Raw genomic sequence first — 17387 nt, 5'->3', positions numbered from 1 at the left:
TCTTAGCTTACGGAAAATAGCTTGGTCAAATTGTACTGGCGGCTATGTTCCCAAAGATAGGAGTGATAGGGCTTTCTTTGACGTTTTGCGTAATTTCATGGATTAGATATGATATGAGACAAAAGTATGATTTTTGGTACATGAATCATAGCATATGTACCATAATGGTACACGTTCCTCTCTTCATGTCCCAACTTAGTACATGAGCAGTGTACAGCCTGATGGCAAGTGCCGCGAGAGCAGCTATATAAGGAGTATATTCTTTACTATTCCCTTATCATCACCAATATCTGATTAAAATAGCATCCTTCTCCATTTAATCAAAATATCCGCCCTACGAACTACAGGTTTGATTTGTCCTTGAAGTTCTGGGGGTAGATGTCTCTCAGGTCTTTGTGGGTGATGGACATGATGTGCCTGAGCCACTGATATGGATTCACCTCATGCTTCTTGCAGATGGCCAGGAAGGGGTAGATCATGCCGGCCCGCTTTGCCGCCTCATGGGAGCCGGCGAATAAATAGTTCTTCCAGGGGCCGGATGGCGTTCTCCACCCCGTTGTTGTCGATGCAGAGGCTGCCCTCATACAGGTAGGCCGAGAGGGCATCCCAACGGGCGTGGGCGTAGGCCATGGCCTTGCCGATCTGGCTCTTGGGCAGGGTGCCCTTGATCTCATGGAAGATCCACTTGCCCAGCTCGTTGAGCACGGGCAGTGATTCCGTGAGCCGCAGCTCCTTGATGGCCGCCGCCTCCAGCTTGTTCTCCTTGGTATTCCTCTCAACTGCATAGAGCTGCTGGATGTAGAGCAGGGCCAGGCTGGCGCGCTGTACAAAACCGGAAGAAGCCTGTTTCCTTTCCTACCTTCTGGATTCAGTAGAGGAACTGGGAGAGTTTTTGGTCCTATTCCTGGTAGAAGGCCCGCTGGCTCAGCCCGCTCTCTCCAAGTACCTCCACTACCTGGAGCATGTTTTCTTGATGGTCATCTTGCTTTTTTTGCCAACAAAACTAACCCCTACGCCTCAGGCTGGAAAGACGCACTTGGTCGGGCGGATACATTTGGAGCGTTGTGTCATGTCTTGTAAATTAAGTTTGGTATAAGCTAAGGTAGTAATGATACTACTTTATTATTATATATAATTTTAAACTTATAATAGTTGGTGGGTAAGCGTCCGGCCAAGTGCTTCTTGATGTGGAAATCGGGCTGAGGTAGCTTTGCTGAAAAACACATTGAAGATGAAGCGACCTACTTCCCCCGCCCAGATGCAGGCCCACGTGACGGCTTGGCAGCAAAGCGGACTTACGCAGAAAGAATACTGCCGTCAGCACCAGTTGACCGCTCACTTGTCACCACAAGCAGGGGCATCAGCACAGCTGTAGCCAGCTTCAAAAGCCGGTTTTAATAACGAACACGGAGAACCTGTAAACATGTAGTATTTATCCTATACAAGCCTTATAGCCTGCTACCATCCCTGCCTTACCTATAGATTAAAGGGTGTCAACTGAATTATTTACAGGGACATTTACAGGGACATTTACAGGGACATTTACAACTGTAGCATGTCCCTGTTTCTATTTTTTTAACTGTTCTTGTTGTTTAGAATAGCCTTCAGATCCTCTGTTGGCTCATAATGCCCCGATTTTGCCGGACCAATGAACTGGATCAGGTTCTTCTCCTTGAGAGCTTTTAAATCCCTTTGAGCCGTTTTTTCCGATACACCGACAAAGCCGGCTATGATAGAGGTGGTGGCTTTGGGGTTGTCCAGTATAAAGTCCAGCACTTTGGCAATTCTTTCGCCTACCTTGCTATTGTATTCGCCAAACAGATCCTTTGACGGTACTGCTTCCTTCTCTTCAGTCAGCTCATGGTCTAATGGAATCTCATTTCGGAAAACGTCGCCATCATGGAATACCGGTACCTTGCCATTGGAGTACAGAGGCAGGAACAGGTAGACGTTACGGACACCTGACCCCAGCTCATCCACCCTACCTAGTTGGATAAACAGCTTCGCTATGGCAGGATTCTTTGGAAACGGGGAAAATTGCTCAGGAATGAGCAGCCCGTGGTGATGCGGCCGGTTAGCGTTCTCTGTAATAACCTTATCCTTGTAGATTACCAAGGAAGCCGGCAAGGCGTTGGTATACTCACGGTGAACAATCAAATTGGCCACCACTTCACGAAATACCTTTGTTCTTAGGCTAACTCGGGAATCGCCTTCCAGATGGAATTTATCAGGTAGATGCTTGGCGATAAAGGCCATCAGCTGCTCATAGGCCTCGATCAGATTACTCTGTATATAGACTCTGTCATCATAACGATCCATGTTCTCACGGCGGACCAGGGCGTCTATCTTGTAATGTGGCAGAACCTGCTGAATCACCTCATCGCGCCCGAAAACAAGCACCGCCGCCAGTGTGTACCCTTCCTGGTTTGTAGCGAAATCGCGCCGGTAGAAGCCGGCAGTCTTTAGTAGCTGCTCATCATTAAGTGCCAGCCACGGGTGGTTAGGGTCCCGGCTATAAATGAGGTTTCTTACTTTTGGAAACAGCTCAGGCTTGAAATCTGAAAACTTCAGATAAGGATAGATAGTACTCTCTGAAAAATGAGCACGTTTCCTGTTGTACAGTTCGGCTACTTGACTGTGGTTGTTCAGGCGGTAATCTCCATCCTCGCTTCTGTCAAAAATGACGCTGTTGGTTTTGTGTACTTGTGAACTCTCAGGAACCTGGATATAAAGGATGCTTTTACCATCCAACACGTATTCCTCCGGGAAAAGAATAAACGGCGGTTCAAGTTTCTGGGCGTTATTGGATAAATTTACAAGATCTACCTTGAGTTGCCTCACGCTGGCCGGATCAATACCAAGCACAGCACCATCATCGTCCACGCCAAGCAAAATATTCCCACCGGCGCGGTTCAAGAAGGCACAGACAGTTTCAAACAGGTTTTTAGGCAAGCTTGTCGCGGCCTTCTTAAACTCTGTCCTTAACCCCTCTCCTTCTTTCAGTATCCGACGAATTCTATTGTCACTCATGTCTTGGCTCACATAGCTATTAATGCGTAAGTTATAAAATTGCCATCAATTGATGAAGATGGAATTTGCAAAGAAAGGTATCATGGCACTGATAGAAGCATCGTTGTATGAACTAGATCCGGGCTCCCATACAAAAGAAAGCATTCATCCTCGATTCGCGAATAGTAAATTGAGAAGCTGCCAAGAGAATTTGAAATGATTAAACCAGAGTGCGGGGCAGCCCACGCTATAGGCTAATCCGATGCGCACACATGGAAAAGCAGCTTAGCTAAGATGCATGGGTTATGGGGAAAAAAATACAGCCATGCAAACCAGCCATCCTTGCCATCGCGATCCAAACCTGCCCGGACAGGTCGAATGCGCCGGAAATTCCGTTAACCGCAATGCCAGGGCGGACACTGTTTTTCAGCGGCTGCTGAAACATCGGGACCTCTCCTATAGCAAGATACTTTGACCGTAAAGTAAGCTGTGGTTTACAAAGAAGCGGATTTTTGTAAACCACAGTTTGTGTTACGTCCCGTGATGATGAGTGCCTCGGCTGTCATCATCTCCCACAACCATCTCTCTGGCAACCTTAAGCCAAACCAGGCGGACCTGCAGTTCACCAAAAAAATGATACAGGAAGGGGAGCGGCTGGATATTGCCGTGCTGGCCCGCCTCTTCCTCACCAGCGAGGGCTACACTCACTTGCAGACGAGGGGCTTCTCTAGCCCTTCGTTTCAACTCTTGTCACCTATGTGCGTCATGCGCATAGGTGATCATTTGGGGCAGACAGGTAATTATGATCTCACCAAATGATGTAGCTAAATTTATAACCAGCAAAATAGAGCAGGGAGTTGACCATTCAGAAGTGATAGAAATCGTCGGACCAAAAAAGTACGCAAGCAACGATATAGCAAAGGAATTCAGCAAAGTGCTTGCAAAAGAAATCGTCACGCACGAGATCCCGCGACAGGAATGGCGTGCCGTGATGAAAGGAGTTGGCTATGCAGAGGATGCTACCAGGAATTTCATAAAAATGACAGAAACGGTTGCCAACGGCAAGGCCGAACCGGAAGGAAAAGGACCCAACCCAATAGCAATGGATTCAACCTTTGAAGAGTACTTCCATCGATTCTTAGGAAAATAAATGGGTCTGCGGATAAGGTTTTACAAGCCTGATGCGGGCAAAAGGGTTACATTTGAATGGATTGCACGTTAAGGATCATAGCGGCAAACCAAAAGCACAGTGCTAACTCGCTCCAGGCCTCTATGTAACCATGGGCAGTCATCGTAAAAAAAGCGCCACTTAATCAGATGAAAAATGAATAAAGACTTCAAACCAGCAGGCTACAATTCAGTCTCGCCGTATTTTATTGTCAACGGTGCTCAAAGGTTTATCGACTTGATGGCAGTAATTTTCAGTGCAAAGGAACTAAGAAGGTATGAAAAGCCAGACGGGACGATCATGCACGCCGAAATGCAGATTGACGATTCTGTCATCATGCTTAGTGATGCATCGGACAGGTTTGCTTCTGTTCCATTAGTCATGCATGTTTACGTTCCTGATGTAACGGAAACTTTTAACAAAGCCATTACAGCAGGCTGCCAAGTCATGGAACAGCCAAAAGAACGTGAAGGAGACCCTGACAGAAGAGCAACATTTAAAGACTTTGCAGGAAATATATGGTCAGTGGGAACGCAGTTGTAGCTTACAAAACACATGAGAAATAGACCGATAGCGAAAACAAGGCTGGCCATGGCGGCAGGCGCGCTGCTGGCCCTGTCCTCCTGCGGGGAGAGGCAATCCCAGACGGCCCAAAGCGAGCGCGCGGCTCCTCCCGTGGCGGCGGCGCCGGTAGAGTCCAAGGCACCCAACACTGCCTACCGGCCGGCCTTTCCAGGCCAGACCAGGGTGGCCGGCGTGAAATCCTCCACCGTCTACGAGGGAAAGGTGCTGACAGATGGCCTTGAGAGCCCATGGGGCCTGACCAGCATGCCCGACGGCAGGCTGCTGATCACCGAGAAAGCCGGCACCATGCGCATCGCCTCTTTAGCAGGGGAGCTGAGCGCCCCCATCACTGGCATCCCGAGCGTCAGTGCCGATGGGCAGGGCGGCCTGCTCGGCGTCCGGCTCGACCCGGACTTTGAGCAGAACAGGATGGTGTACTGGGTTTTCTCAGAGCCGCTCCCGGAGGGCACCCTTACTGCCGTGGCCAAGGGAAGGCTTTCGGCGGATGAAACCAAGATCGAGGGGGCACGGGTGATCTACCGCGCCACCCCGGCCTACGAAGGCACCCTGCACTACGGGGGAAGGATCCTCTTCGATGAAGGCGGCAACCTCCTTGTCAGCACCGGGGAGCGCTCCGACACACTCACCCGGCCGCAGGCGCAGCAGCTTAGCTCCGGTCTGGGGAAGATTGTCCGCATCACCAAGGAGGGAGAGCCCGCCCGGGGCAACCCATTTGAAGGGCAGGAAGGCGCCAGGCCTGAAATCTACTCCTACGGTCACCGGAACGTGCAGGGGCTTGCCTTCCATCCGGAGACGGGGGATCTGTGGGAGAACGAGTTCGGCCCCCGGGGTGGCGACGAGCTTAACAGGATCGAGGCCGGCAAGAACTACGGCTGGCCCACCATCACCTATGGGCTTGAGTACAGCGGTGAGAAAGTAGGGGAGGGCATCCAGCAGCAGGAAGGGCTTGAGCAGCCGGTCTATTACTGGGACCCCAGCGTCTCCCCCAGCGGGATGACCTTTTACAGCAGCGACAGTATCCCGGAATGGAAAAACAACCTGTTCATCGGCGGGCTTAGCGGCATGCACCTTGTCCGGCTCGTGCTCGAGGAGAGCAAGGTGGTGGGGGAGGAAAGGCTGCTGGCAGGTGAGAAGCAGCGCTTCCGCGATATCACCCAGGGCCAGGACGGCGCCTTGTATGCCATTACCGACCAAGGGAGGTTATACCGCGTGTATAAAAAATAAGATCATAGCATTCCCCTGCATGGCAGGCTGAAAAGAAGAGAGGCGCCTCATTTAAAGGAGCCTTTTTTCTTTTTCGGGGCTAAGAGTAAGCAGGGCCTGCTAGCGCTGATGATAACCTCAGGCATGCCCGTATTTATCAAAGCAGCGGCGGTTGCCTTGACAGCTCCCTAAGCCAACCAAGCCTGATAGGTTATGCTGCGCCCTGCGCACCTTTAAAGGCAAGTTCTTTCGCCTATGTGGCTTACGGAAAAATGCCAAAGAAAGCCCTCGCCCTCGGGGCAGTGGCCAGGGGAGGCCGCTTTGCTTTACGCGATCTTCGCATTTGCAACCCTATGTTCTACCCGGTCGCGCTGGCAGGCTGTTATCTTTGCTGCAGCAAGCAAGCGCCGGAAGAACCCGCGAGCCAAGTCAAGACCTACCGCTTCAAGCTAAAACCGACCAGGGGGCAGGCGCAGGTCGGTTTGAGCAGATGCTCGCGCACAAGGCCAGGTGGCGCGGCAGGGAAGCCCCCACCATACCCGTCAGGACTGCTCAGGATGCGGGTAACGAAACCCGGGCCTGCAACTCTCCGGCAGGTCCTGGACTTGCGCCAAGGGGCACACCCTCGACAGGGATGTGAACGCAGCCGTTACCATCAAAAAGAAGGCGGCCGGGCAGATTGTTTCCGCCTGGGAGAGATACAGCGGCAGGAGCCGGGTAGCCCAGGAATCCCGCTGCCTTCAGGCCTGGGAGAGGCAATAACCCTGCCTTGTCATAGGCTGCCTTGATCCAGCCGATCACTTCTTTGTCAATGCCATTTATGTCGGTAAGATTGATTTTGTGAGAGCACATGGCGTTGGGTTTTTCGGGCACTAATTTTCCAAGGGGTTCCTGCCCGCTGAGGTGAAGTCCGATGTCAAAGCGTGTTTTTGTCGCAGGTTTGAAAGTGGCAAACTGCTTTTTTCGCCTTACGCGCACATAGGAGTTCTTGGGTGTGATCTCTATGTCCTCCCCCAACTTAGTCACTTCATCTAGGAGTTTGTTGTAGCGTGGTTGTTCTTTTCCTGCATACTGCCTGCCTATCAATGCGTCTGGATTAGCCGCAGCGCCAGCGTCAGCGCCCTTGGACTTGTGTGCAACAAGGTTTGCATAACCGTGCGTCAACCCGTGCTCTTTTTTAGGTACCGGATGATCTCTGAGTGTTTTGCGATTTTTCCCTGGAAACAATTTCGGTCCATTGTGCTAAGGTCTTCCCTGTGTTTTTGTGCAGGTTTTCAATCATTGCCAGCCTTGCCTTGTCCATAGATGCAGCGTGTTTGGTCAGTTATATTTTGTCTGAAGAAATGCAATGGTGGATCGCATCAGCTTTTTGAGTGCTTCTTGATCGATATCTGCTAGTCTCTTTATGTAAATACAGGATTTCCCCATTTTAAATTTCCCTAGATCCTGCAACAGCTCCTCCTGGCCCGGGCCTCCTGTGTACACATAAAGGGAGATGGCGGCTTTTCTGGGGGAAAAGCCCACGAGAGGCCAATCGCCCTCCTGACGGCTTCTCTCTGACTTATAGTGGTATTGCCCAAAGCCGATGATGGCGTTTCCCCACATTTTCGGCGCATGCCCTGTAAGGTCCTGCATCAATTTTAGGATCTCAAAGCTGTCCTTTCGCTTTTGTTCAGTGTCTGCAAAAGAGGAAATGAAGGCGCCAACGTCTGCATCATGCTGTTTTGTTTTTAATTCGGCCATGTCAAGCATATTTATGGTTTGTCACTGTTACGGGCTCCATTACCCACGAGGGCTGAGCAGATGGGGTGTGCCGGGCGCAGGGGGAATACCCGCCGCACCATGGCTGAAGGGAAGGTGCTTTGCGCCAGAAAAAGCGGTCCGGTCGGATGAGAGGCTGACAGCCCGGTATGCCGCCTCCCTCCCTTCAGCTTTCAAGATAAGCATCTGCGGGAGAAATGCGGCAGCATGGCCATTATTTTGTGGCAGGCCTGCCGTGAGGGCAGGGGAGGCCCTTACGGCAAGGAAGTGGCTTTTTCAGTGGGCCACCTCCTTGGGGTAGCAGACAAAGTGCTTTTCGACCTTATAGCTCAGGGCGCGGATGTTAGGCAGGTCCGAGGCCTCGGCCACATCCACCACGTAGCCCGACTTGGTGAGCATGCCGATGGTCTGTCCCTCCACGTCGTAGGCGTTGTTGCCGATCTTGCCCGAGATCATCAGGTAGCGGATATCGTCTTCGGCCAGCTTGTACTTGTCCTGCACCAGTTCCTTGAGGCCCAGGAGCATGTCCGCTTCAATGGGTTTGGTTGAGATGTATACTTTAAACAGGCGGCGGCTCAGGATGCACTGGGCCAGGTAGGACAGGATAAAGTCCGGGTGGTGGGCCCACTCTTTGATGCCGCTCCAGATGTCGTGGTCGTCCAGGGAGACAAAGCGCTCCAGGATGCTTTTGTCCCGCCTGAAGTCCTCGAGCGTGAGGTCAGAGGACAGGAAATAGCGCAAAGTGGAGCTGGCCGGCACCTCCTGGCCCAGCTGCAGGAGCTCCCGGGCGCGCTGCACCACGCGCAGCACCATGTGCTCGGCGCTGATCACGGTCTTGTGCAGGTATACCTGCCAGTACATCAGGCGGCGGCTCACCAGAAAGTTCTCGATGCTGTAGATGGCCTTTTCCTCCACCACCAGCTTGTCGTTGGCCACGTCCAGCATCTTGATGATGCGGTCGGCGCCGATCTTGCCTTCGTACACCCCGGTATAGAAGCTGTCGCGGTTCAGGTAGTCCAGGCGGTCCACGTCGAGCTGGCTGGAAACGAGCTGGTGAAAGAAACGGCGCGGGTAGTTATCGGTGAAAATATCGATGGCCATGGCCAATCTTCCGCCGAACTGTTCGTTGAGCAGGTGCATGATGTGCAGCGAGAGGTGCTCGTGGTGCACGTTTTTGAAGATGGCCGTCTCCAGGGCATGGGAAAAAGGTCCGTGGCCCACGTCATGCAACAGGATGGCAATCAGCGAGGCCTCGTACTCGGTATCGGTAATTTCATTATTTTTACTGCGCAGCGTCTGCAGGGCCGTGTCCATCAGGTGCATGGCGCCCAGGGCATGGTGAAAACGGGTATGCAGCGCCCCGGGGTAGACCATCTCGGTGAGGCCCAGCTGCTTGATGCGGCGCAGGCGCTGGAAGTAGGGATGCTCGATGATATCGAATATTAGCTCAGTCGGGGCGGTGATAAAGCCGTATACCGGGTCGTTAAATATCTTTTTCTTGTTCACAGAAGCAAAGGTTTGGGTGTTTGACTGCCAGGTGGCCGGCCGGCGGGCAGCCTGCTAGCTTAAACTTGTCAGGGCGTTTAAGGTTTAAATGGATGCCCCTGTCTTCCCGGCGAGCGGCACGGTTTGTGCGCGGCACGTGGGGAGCGGGCTTAACAACTGGGGCGTTGTGCCGTTTAATAGTATTAGCCCCTGAACGTGGTGGCCATCAGGTCATCATGACAATAACAGGAATCATTAGCAAACAGCAACGAACGATAAACGATGCAAAGATACACCATTTTATGGGCCGATGACGAGATCGACCTACTCAAACCGCACATCCTGTTCCTCGAGGACCGGGGCTATGACATCACCCCGGTCAACAGCGGGGCGGACGCCATTGAGGAGTTCCGCGAGCGCAGCTTTGACGTGGTGTTTTTAGACGAGAACATGCCCGGCATCAGCGGTCTGGAGACCCTGAACGAGCTCAAGGCCCTGCGGCCTGCCGTGCCGGTGATCATGATCACCAAGAGCGAGGAGGAGCACATCATGGAAGAGGCCATCGGCTCGAAGATCACCGATTATTTGATCAAGCCGCTCAACCCCAACCAGATCCTGCTGTCGGTCAAAAAGGTGCTGGAAAACAAGCGCCTGGTAAGCGAGAAGACCAACATGAGCTACCAGCGCGACTTCCGCCAGCTGGGCATGGCCTTCGGCGAGCGGCTGAGCTCGCAGGAGTGGGCCGATATTTACAAGAAGCTGGTGTACTGGGAGCTGGAGATCGACGAGACCGAGAACAAGAGCATGGCCGATGTGATCAACATGCAGAAAGACGAGGCCAATACGAATTTCGCCCGCTTTATCATGGACAACTACGAGGACTGGATCAACGGCGATGACGACGAGGCCCCGCTCATGTCGCACCAGCTCTTCAAGCGGCGCGTGTTCCCGATGATGAAGGAAAGCGACCGCCCGGTCTACTTTGTGCTGATCGATAACCTGCGCTACGATCAGTGGAAGGTGCTCGAGCCGATCATCTCCGAGTACTTCTCGGTGGACTCCGAGGAGATGTTCTACTCTATTCTGCCCACTACCACGGCCTATGCGCGCAACGCCATTTTCTCGGGCTTGCTGCCCACCGAGATCCAGAAGAAGTACCCTAAGATGTGGGTGAGCGATGATGAGGACGAGGGCAAGAACCTGCACGAGGCGGATTTTTTGGACCTGCAGTTCCAGCAGAACCGCGTAACAGACAAGCACAGCTACCATAAGATCACCAACGTGCAGGCCGGCCGGGACCTGCTCAGCAAGTTCACCAACCTGGACAACAACAAGCTCAACGTGATCGTGTATAACTTTGTGGACATGCTCTCGCATGCCCGCACCGACAGCAACATGGTGCGCGAGCTGGCCCCGGACGAGTCTGCCTACCGCTCCATCACCAAATCCTGGTTCCTGCACTCGCCGCTGTTTGACACCCTGCGGCTGATCGCCGAAAAGAAAGGCCGGCTCGTGATCACCACCGACCACGGCACGATCCGCGTAAAAAGGCCCTTTAAGATCATCGGGGATAGAAACACGAACACCAACCTGCGCTACAAGCACGGTAAGAACCTGGGCTACACGGACAAAGACGTGTTCACGGTGCGCAAGCCGGAACGATTTTTCTTGCCAAAGGCCAATGTTTCCACTACGTTTGTATTTGCGATAGAAGATTACTTTTTTGCCTATCCAAACAACTATAACTACTACGTAAACTATTACAAGGACACCTTCCAGCACGGGGGCGTCTCGCTTGAGGAAATGATCATACCCTTTATCACACTTTCGCCCAAGAATGCCTAAGATTGGAGAGAAACCGACACTGGTGAGGATGTCGTCGTTGGCGGAGTTGCCAGCGGCGGCTTCTGTGCTTTTAGAGGAGGCCGCCTCGGAGCCTGTGATCCTGTTCGAGGGGCCCATGGGCGCGGGCAAAACCACGCTCATCAAGGAACTTTGCCGGCAGCTGGGTGTTCTGGAGAACGTAAGCAGCCCGACCTTTGCGCTGGTCAACGAGTACGAGGGGGAAAAGGGAAAGCTAATTTACCACTTCGACTTTTACCGGATCAACCACGAGCGGGAGGCCCTGGACATCGGGGCACCGGAGTATTTTGAGTCGGGGAACCTGTGTCTGATCGAGTGGCCCTCGATGATCCCGAGCCTTTTGCCCGAGCGTTACCTGCTGGTGGAAATCACCCCGGACGCCGAGGGAAAGGAGCGGGAGCTGCGCATTTCCCGGGTAGCAGGCTAAGTCTCCCTGCCAGGAAAAGAAAAGCGCGCAGAACCCGCCGGACGCGGTAGAAACGTTAGGTAAGGATGCTGAAGGCATCCATTGGCATAAACAACCAGGGGATCGCCCGACAAGCCTGCAGGGCTTGTCGGGCAGGACCCTTAACAGATGAAGTATGACGGAGAAGTTTGCCGTAGATTTAGGAAAGCTTGCCACCAGCCCGGCTTTGTACCCGAAAGAGTCCATGCTGGCTGTGGAGGAGCGCCGCCGCAGCCTGTTTATCGGCATTCCCAAGGAGTCTTCTTTCCAGGAGAACCGCATCGGCCTGACGCCGGACGCCGTGAAGCAGCTCACCGACCAGGGGCACCGCATCCGGATCGAGGCCGGGGCCGGCGGACCCTCCAAGTATTCAGACAACGAATACTCCGAGGCGGGCGCCAAGATCGTCTATGCCACCGAGGAAGTGTACGAGGCGGACGTGATCTTAAAGATCGCCCCGCCCACTTACGAGGAGATTGAGTACCTGCGGCCGGGGCAGACGCTGATCTCGGCCCTGCACTTTGGCAACCTCACCTCAGACTACATCAACGCGCTGCTGCGCAAAAAGATCAACGCCATTTCCTTTGAGCTTATCCGCGACAAGTCCGACGCCAAGCCCGTGGTACGGGCCATGAGCGAGATTGCCGGCAGCACGGTGATGATGGTGGCGGCCGAGTACCTGAGCAGCAGCAACGAGGGCAAGGGCATCATCCTGGGCGGCATCACCGGGGTGGCGCCCACGAAGGTGGTGATCCTGGGCGCGGGCTCCGTGGCCGAGTTTGCCGCCCGCGCCGCCCTGGGCCTGGGGGCGGAGGTGCGCGTGTTTGACAACCACATCTATAAACTCAGAAGACTCAAGCACAACGTCGGCGCGCAGATCTTCACCTCCACGCTGGACAAGGCTGTGATGTACAGCGAAATCAAGCAGGCCGACGTGGTGATCGGGGCCTTTGTGGCCGATGAGGGACAGATCACCTGCATGGTGGAAGAGAGCGTGGTGGCCCAGATGAACCCGGGCTCCATCATCATCGACGTGTGCATCGACCAGGGCGGCTGCTTTGAAACCTCGGAGATGACCTCGCACACCCGCCCGGTCTACCGCAAGTACGACATCATCCACTACTGCGTGCCCAACATCCCTTCGCGGGTGCCCCGCACAGCCTCGCAGGCGCTGAGCAATATCTTCACGCCCATCTTCAGTGAGTTCTCCAAATACGGCGGCATCAACGAGGTGCTGTTCATAAACGAGCACTACCGCAGCGGCGTCTACATCTACAAAGGCAGCCTCACCAACGCCCACATCGCCAAGAAATTCGGCATGCGCTACAAAGAACTGGGGCTGATGATTGCGGTGCGGAATTAAGAAGACTACTCTTTCTGATAATAATGTTTAGCTACCTTCTGTACTTTTGATAGTAGTAAAATATTGGCAAATTTGCGTCTTGTTTTAGACTAACAAACTTATGCTTTTCAACTCGTTTGAGTTCCTCGTCTTCTTTCCGACGGTGGTGGGGCTCTACTTCCTCTTGCCGCACCGCTTTAGGTGGATACTCCTTTTGATCGCTAGCTACACCTTTTACATGTTCTGGCGCGTGGACTACGCCATTATTCTGGTCATTTCTACACTGATTGACTACCTGTGCGGGCGCATGATGGACCGCTACAGTGAGGAAGAGCGCACAAAGCGTAAGCCCTGGCTGTGGCTGAGCCTTGTGTCTAACCTGGGTATCCTGTTCACCTTCAAGTACTACAATTTCTTCTCCACGGCAGCCGTGGACCTGGCGCACTTGCTGGGTGTGAACTATGCTGCGCCGGCCTTCGAGCTGCTCCTGCCCATGGGCATCTCCTTCTACACCTTCCAGACAATGAGCTATAGTATAGACGTCTACTACGGCAGAATAAAGGCAGAGAAGCACTTGGGCATCTTTGCCCTGTTCGTAACCTTCTTTCCACAACTTGTGGCAGGGCCCATCGAGCGGGCGGGTAATCTCCTGGGCCAACTGAAGGAGAGGCACGAGTTCAACTATGACCGGGTGACCAATGGACTTAAGCTCATGGCTTGGGGCTTGTTCAAGAAAGTAGTAATCGCCGACCGCCTGGCCGTGATGGTGAATCAGGTCTACAACAACCCCACCGACTATGAGGGAATTCCGCTGATCATGGCCACCGTGTTCTTTGCCTTTCAGATCTACTGCGACTTCTCGGGCTACTCTGACATCGCCATCGGCACGGCTCAGGTAATGGGCTTTCGCCTGATGGAGAACTTTAGAAGGCCCTACTTCTCCAAGTCCATCAAGGAGTTCTGGGGCCGCTGGCACATCTCCCTCTCCACTTGGTTCCGCGATTATTTATATATTCCGTTAGGGGGTAACCGTGTATTGAAGTGGCGCTGGTACTACAACTTGTTCGTGGTATTCCTGGTGAGCGGTCTCTGGCACGGAGCCAATTGGACCTTCATCGTGTGGGGGGCGCTGCACGGCTTCTATCAGGTGTTCGGCAACCTCACGGCCGGGCAACGGAATGCTGTGGTCGATCGCCTGGGGCTCAACAGCAACAGGACATTGTACAAGTTCATCCAGGTAGTCATCACCTTCTTTCTGGTGTGCATGGCCTGGGTGTTCTTCCGTGCCAACACCATTTCCGATGCTTGGTACATTACTACCCATATGTTTCAGAACATTGGGGTAAGCGCAATGGAGCTGTTAGTGCAGCTCGTGAATCCCAGATCCGCCCCAGTCCTGTGGCTGGACAGGAAAGAGTTTATCTTGTCTGTGCTGTTCATAGCGCTTATGGAAGGAATACATATCCTGCAACGAGGCCGGGAGCTGCGGATGCAAATCGCTTTCTCCAGACCAATTACCAGATGGACCGTGTACAGTTTGTATCTTTTCGTCCTGTTCTACTTTGGCATCTACAACTCAAGTGCCTTCATTTACTTCCAGTTCTAATGAAAAACTTTGCTCTTAAGGTAATCCTGCTGCTAGGCGTAGCGGCAATAGTTCTAGTGCCTGTCATGTGGAAGTTCGATACGGGCTATGTAGATCCGTTCTATACCCGTTTAACCACCGCACCAGCCCCTTCTCTGATTATCGGAACCTCAAGGGCTGCGCAAGGCCTCCAGCCACAGGCTTTCAAAAGCCTAGATCCGGAGATGCAGAACTTCGCTTTCACGCTATCCCATTCCCCGTTCGGTCCGGCTTATTTGGACTTAATAAAAGAGAAGGTCGACGAGGATGCAGAAGATGGGTTATTTATAGTGGCTGTCGATCCCTGGGCAGTTTCCTCCCTGACAAAAGAAGAGGAGAATACGGAGAACTTCCGCGAAAACGCTTCATTTGTTTCCAAGATAAACCTAGAGAACGTTAACCCAAATTATGAGTACATCTTTCGCTTCTACCCTAAGCCGCTCTACAGCGTGTTCGGTGGAGGGAAAAATGAGATGAGGCTTCACAAGGACGGATGGTTGGAGGTAAACATCAAAGTGGACTCAGCCATTGTAAAGAACAGAACAACAAGGAAGCTCAAAGACTATGAGGCATATGCCAGGGAAGGATCGTTGTCGCCGGTCCGGCTACAGTCGCTGAGTGAAACGATAAATTTTCTGGACAAACACGGGGAGGTGTACCTGGTGAGGCTGCCGACTTCTGCAGAGTTTGCCGCGCTAGAGAGAAGGTACTCTCCTGATTTTGACATAAAGATGAGAACTCTGGCCGCAAGCCATGGTGTGCATTACCTCAATTACATTAATGCTTCAGGCAAATACCAGACCACTGACGGAAATCACCTTTACAAAGAGGCCGGCAAACTACTCTCAGAGAAAGTAGCTTCAGACATTTTGCATATTAAAAAGCTAGTATCTGCTGATGCTGGTTAGCTGTAAATAAATATTGTAATCTCCAACTACAGCATTCCTTCAGAAAGACCGTTCACAGATTAAATTATATTATATGACCATTGAAAGCCTGCCTAAAAATAGCTTTAGGTATGACATAAATGCCCTTAGAGCTATTGCTGTACTAGGAGTCTTACTTTTTCACTACAAAGTCTCCTATTTAGAAGGTGGATTCACAGGTGTAGATATCTTCTTTGTCATCTCTGGCTACTTGATGACTAGGATAATCCTCGGATCGATCGGGAAGGGTGAATTTTCTTACAAAGACTACCTTATAAAAAGGTTAAAAAGAATTGTCCCTGCACTGTTATTTCTTGTCATTGTACTTACACTAGTAGGCTTCTTTGTTTATCTACCCGAAGACTACAGGCTAAATCAACGGAACGCTGCAGCTAGCCTGCTGTTTTACTCCAATATATTGTACTGGCAAAGTGCTGATTACTTTGCCCCTTCTTCCGATACCAATATCCTTCTGCACACTTGGTCTTTATCCGTTGAGTGGCAGTTTTACTTACTATACCCCGTCACTCTAGTTATATTAAAAAAGCTCTTAATAAAGCAAAAACCCTTTGTTGTATTCTTCACCGGTTCTACACTGTTCATACTTATTGCTTCCATTATTTATTCAAACTTCAACCCAACTTCCTCTTTCTACTTACTTCCCACAAGATCTTGGGAAATGCTTGCAGGCGGAGTTGCATTGTTTTCAGAAGGAGTACTAAAGAGCCACAGATGGAGGAAGGTTACAGCAATAGCAGGTTATTTATTAATCCTGCTGTCCCTGTTAATTCTCCATCCTTCCATGGTTTGGCCAGGAGTTTATACCACTATCCCTGTTCTAGCTACATTCTTAGTGATAATAGCAAACTTTAATGACTTCAGAATAGTGAGGCATGCAAGCGTCCAATTCATTGGCCGGATATCATACTCTCTGTACTTATGGCACTGGCCAATTTATGTTATAGCTCTTTATTTTGGAGTGGAAGCGGGTTGGATATCTATCCTTTTACTTACTCTTATAGCATTTTTTTTAGGGTATGTTTCATATACTTACATTGAATCCTATAAATTCAATAGCATTACACCGATTGTTGTCTGTATGTCCCTTCTCTTTATAGGCACTACAGCCCTTAGTTATTTTAGCACAAATCACGTTTTGTTTAAGCCTAAAACATTAGAAATTGCTAGCTACCGCTCAAGCCACCAGATTGAGATAGATAGTCTGATGAGCACTGGTGAATGCTTTTTGACATCAAAGCATACTGGAATAAGAGACTACCAAAAAAACGTCTGTTTACAACTGAATAAGAATAGGAAAAACTTCCTACTCATCGGCGATAGCCATGCAGCTCATCTTTCAGCATCTCTAAGAGAACATTTCGAAAGGAATGATAGCCGACTCTTTTTGATTGCATCAAGTGGAGGGTTCCCTACAGTTGAACCTTTTGGTAATAGTAGATTTAAGGAAGTGATGGATTATGCCTACAGAGACTTCATTCCTAACAATGCTGACAATATTGATGGGGTAATATTAAGTGCAAACTGGGTAAAAGCGATGAGTTCTGTCACTACCACTGAAAAACTTGTTAAATACATGGCTGAAACTCTAACTTATTTCAGGAAACATAACATAAACGTAATTATAATTGGCCAAACAGATGCCTACATTATACCCTACCCAACGATCATGGCTAGGGAGCACGAGTATGATCTGCAACTCAGGAACAGCTACATAAACAAAGGGATTTATCAAATAAATGAAATACTATGCAGCGAGTTCAAGAATAACTACATCACTGTTCTAGAGCCCAACTCTGCTCTACCTCTGTCTACCGGTGATACTCCTTATATATGGGATAACAGCCATATGACCAAAATTGGCGCTGACTTAGTTGTAAAGAAAATAATGGACAGCCAAATAGCTCATAGTTTTTTTAGTAATAGTTTCAAATCTATTGTTCATAAGTAATTCAAGT

The 17387-nt window shown here is 51.2% G+C and carries 15 protein-coding genes and 1 pseudogene; 11 read left to right on the top strand and 5 right to left on the bottom strand.

Annotated features, from left to right (window positions below; genetic code table 11):
• Positions 1 to 341: 341 nt before the first annotated feature.
• Positions 342 to 822 (bottom strand): annotated as a pseudogene (locus FJM65_RS20650) (IS66 family transposase); the annotation flags it as partial.
• A 409-nt stretch (positions 823 to 1231) separates the two neighbouring features.
• Between FJM65_RS20650 and tnpA the strand changes: the two are divergent.
• Positions 1232 to 1375: an IS66 family insertion sequence element accessory protein TnpA gene (gene tnpA, locus FJM65_RS21790; RefSeq protein ID WP_394348152.1), complete on the top strand. Its 144-nt coding sequence runs from the start codon at positions 1232 to 1234 to the stop codon at positions 1373 to 1375.
• 200 nt (positions 1376 to 1575) lie between these two features.
• Here tnpA and FJM65_RS20645 read toward each other — a convergent pair whose 3' ends face one another.
• Complete coding sequence (locus FJM65_RS20645; RefSeq protein ID WP_140624182.1) at positions 1576 to 3030, bottom strand: RNA-binding domain-containing protein; 1455 nt, start codon at positions 3028 to 3030, stop codon at positions 1576 to 1578.
• Positions 3031 to 3537: 507 nt separating this feature from the next.
• Between FJM65_RS20645 and FJM65_RS20640 the strand changes: the two genes are divergently transcribed.
• From FJM65_RS20640 to FJM65_RS20625, 4 genes are all read left to right on the top strand, one after another.
• Positions 3538 to 3828, top strand: coding sequence for a JAB domain-containing protein (locus FJM65_RS20640; protein WP_239023049.1), 291 nt, complete (start codon positions 3538 to 3540; stop codon positions 3826 to 3828).
• Entirely contained in the window at positions 3812 to 4159 is a 348-nt protein-coding gene (locus FJM65_RS20635; protein WP_140624180.1) for a Rossmann-fold NAD(P)-binding domain-containing protein, read from the top strand. Before FJM65_RS20640 ends, FJM65_RS20635 begins: the two co-directional genes overlap by 17 nt.
• Before the next feature lie 174 nt (positions 4160 to 4333).
• The gene (locus tag FJM65_RS20630) at positions 4334 to 4720 is read left to right on the top strand and encodes a VOC family protein (protein WP_140624179.1); all 387 of its coding nucleotides are present in this window, start codon (positions 4334 to 4336) and stop codon (positions 4718 to 4720) included.
• A 12-nt stretch (positions 4721 to 4732) separates the two neighbouring features.
• Positions 4733 to 5986 carry a PQQ-dependent sugar dehydrogenase gene (locus tag FJM65_RS20625; protein WP_239023048.1) on the top strand — a complete coding sequence of 418 codons (1254 nt, stop codon included), beginning with the start codon at positions 4733 to 4735 and terminating at the stop codon, positions 5984 to 5986.
• Positions 5987 to 6517: 531 nt separating this feature from the next.
• Here FJM65_RS20625 and FJM65_RS20620 read toward each other — a convergent pair.
• The 3 genes from FJM65_RS20620 to FJM65_RS20610 form a co-directional block, all read right to left on the bottom strand.
• A complete protein-coding gene (locus FJM65_RS20620; protein ID WP_239023047.1) occupies positions 6518 to 7192 on the bottom strand; it encodes a DUF5655 domain-containing protein in 675 nt (224 codons plus the stop codon).
• A 93-nt stretch (positions 7193 to 7285) separates the two neighbouring features.
• Positions 7286 to 7708, bottom strand: a complete 423-nt coding sequence (locus FJM65_RS20615) for a DUF1801 domain-containing protein (protein WP_140624177.1) — start codon at positions 7706 to 7708, stop codon at positions 7286 to 7288.
• Positions 7709 to 8002: 294 nt separating this feature from the next.
• Complete coding sequence (locus FJM65_RS20610) at positions 8003 to 9232, bottom strand: HD domain-containing protein (protein ID WP_140624176.1); 1230 nt, start codon at positions 9230 to 9232, stop codon at positions 8003 to 8005.
• Positions 9233 to 9493: 261 nt separating this feature from the next.
• Here FJM65_RS20610 and porX point away from each other — a divergent pair, with 261 nt between their 5' ends.
• The 6 genes from porX to FJM65_RS20580 all read left to right on the top strand — a co-directional run bounded on the left by porX (position 9494) and on the right by FJM65_RS20580 (position 17380).
• On the top strand, positions 9494 to 11056 hold the full coding sequence (gene porX / locus FJM65_RS20605) for a T9SS response regulator signal transducer PorX (protein ID WP_140624174.1): 1563 nt from the start codon (positions 9494 to 9496) through the stop codon (positions 11054 to 11056).
• Positions 11049 to 11501: a tRNA (adenosine(37)-N6)-threonylcarbamoyltransferase complex ATPase subunit type 1 TsaE gene (gene tsaE, locus FJM65_RS20600; RefSeq protein ID WP_239023046.1), complete on the top strand. Its 453-nt coding sequence runs from the start codon at positions 11049 to 11051 to the stop codon at positions 11499 to 11501. Before porX ends, tsaE begins: the two co-directional genes overlap by 8 nt.
• 154 nt (positions 11502 to 11655) lie before the next feature.
• Complete coding sequence (locus tag FJM65_RS20595; RefSeq protein ID WP_140624172.1) at positions 11656 to 12882, top strand: alanine dehydrogenase; 1227 nt, start codon at positions 11656 to 11658, stop codon at positions 12880 to 12882.
• A 100-nt stretch (positions 12883 to 12982) separates the two neighbouring features.
• Positions 12983 to 14467 (top strand): MBOAT family O-acyltransferase, encoded by a 1485-nt coding sequence (locus FJM65_RS20590; RefSeq protein ID WP_140624169.1) that lies wholly within the window; start codon positions 12983 to 12985, stop codon positions 14465 to 14467.
• Entirely contained in the window at positions 14467 to 15393 is a 927-nt protein-coding gene (locus tag FJM65_RS20585) for a hypothetical protein (RefSeq protein ID WP_140624167.1), read from the top strand. The genes FJM65_RS20590 and FJM65_RS20585 overlap by 1 nt, the downstream gene beginning before the upstream one ends.
• Before the next feature lie 73 nt (positions 15394 to 15466).
• Positions 15467 to 17380: an acyltransferase family protein gene (locus tag FJM65_RS20580; protein ID WP_140624164.1), complete on the top strand. Its 1914-nt coding sequence runs from the start codon at positions 15467 to 15469 to the stop codon at positions 17378 to 17380.
• Positions 17381 to 17387: the final 7 nt, after the last annotated feature.

The sequence above is a fragment of the Pontibacter mangrovi genome (genome assembly GCF_006385705.1).
Classification (GTDB): Bacteria; Bacteroidota; Bacteroidia; order Cytophagales; family Hymenobacteraceae; genus Pontibacter; species Pontibacter mangrovi.
Note: the sequence above shows the minus strand (reverse complement) of the source record. Positions and strands in the feature narration are given on the sequence as shown.

Coding starts and splice junctions, on each gene's coding strand:
- tnpA (WP_394348152.1), top strand. CDS start 1,232: ATGAAGCGACCTACTTCCCCCGCCCAGATGCAGGCCCACGTGACGGCT.
- FJM65_RS20645 (WP_140624182.1), bottom strand. CDS start 3,030: ATGAGTGACAATAGAATTCGTCGGATACTGAAAGAAGGAGAGGGGTTA.
- FJM65_RS20635 (WP_140624180.1), top strand. CDS start 3,812: ATGATCTCACCAAATGATGTAGCTAAATTTATAACCAGCAAAATAGAG.
- FJM65_RS20630 (WP_140624179.1), top strand. CDS start 4,334: ATGAATAAAGACTTCAAACCAGCAGGCTACAATTCAGTCTCGCCGTAT.
- FJM65_RS20625 (WP_239023048.1), top strand. CDS start 4,733: ATGAGAAATAGACCGATAGCGAAAACAAGGCTGGCCATGGCGGCAGGC.
- FJM65_RS20615 (WP_140624177.1), bottom strand. CDS start 7,708: ATGGCCGAATTAAAAACAAAACAGCATGATGCAGACGTTGGCGCCTTC.
- porX (WP_140624174.1), top strand. CDS start 9,494: ATGCAAAGATACACCATTTTATGGGCCGATGACGAGATCGACCTACTC.
- tsaE (WP_239023046.1), top strand. CDS start 11,049: ATGCCTAAGATTGGAGAGAAACCGACACTGGTGAGGATGTCGTCGTTG.
- FJM65_RS20595 (WP_140624172.1), top strand. CDS start 11,656: ATGACGGAGAAGTTTGCCGTAGATTTAGGAAAGCTTGCCACCAGCCCG.
- FJM65_RS20590 (WP_140624169.1), top strand. CDS start 12,983: ATGCTTTTCAACTCGTTTGAGTTCCTCGTCTTCTTTCCGACGGTGGTG.
- FJM65_RS20585 (WP_140624167.1), top strand. CDS start 14,467: ATGAAAAACTTTGCTCTTAAGGTAATCCTGCTGCTAGGCGTAGCGGCA.
- FJM65_RS20580 (WP_140624164.1), top strand. CDS start 15,467: ATGACCATTGAAAGCCTGCCTAAAAATAGCTTTAGGTATGACATAAAT.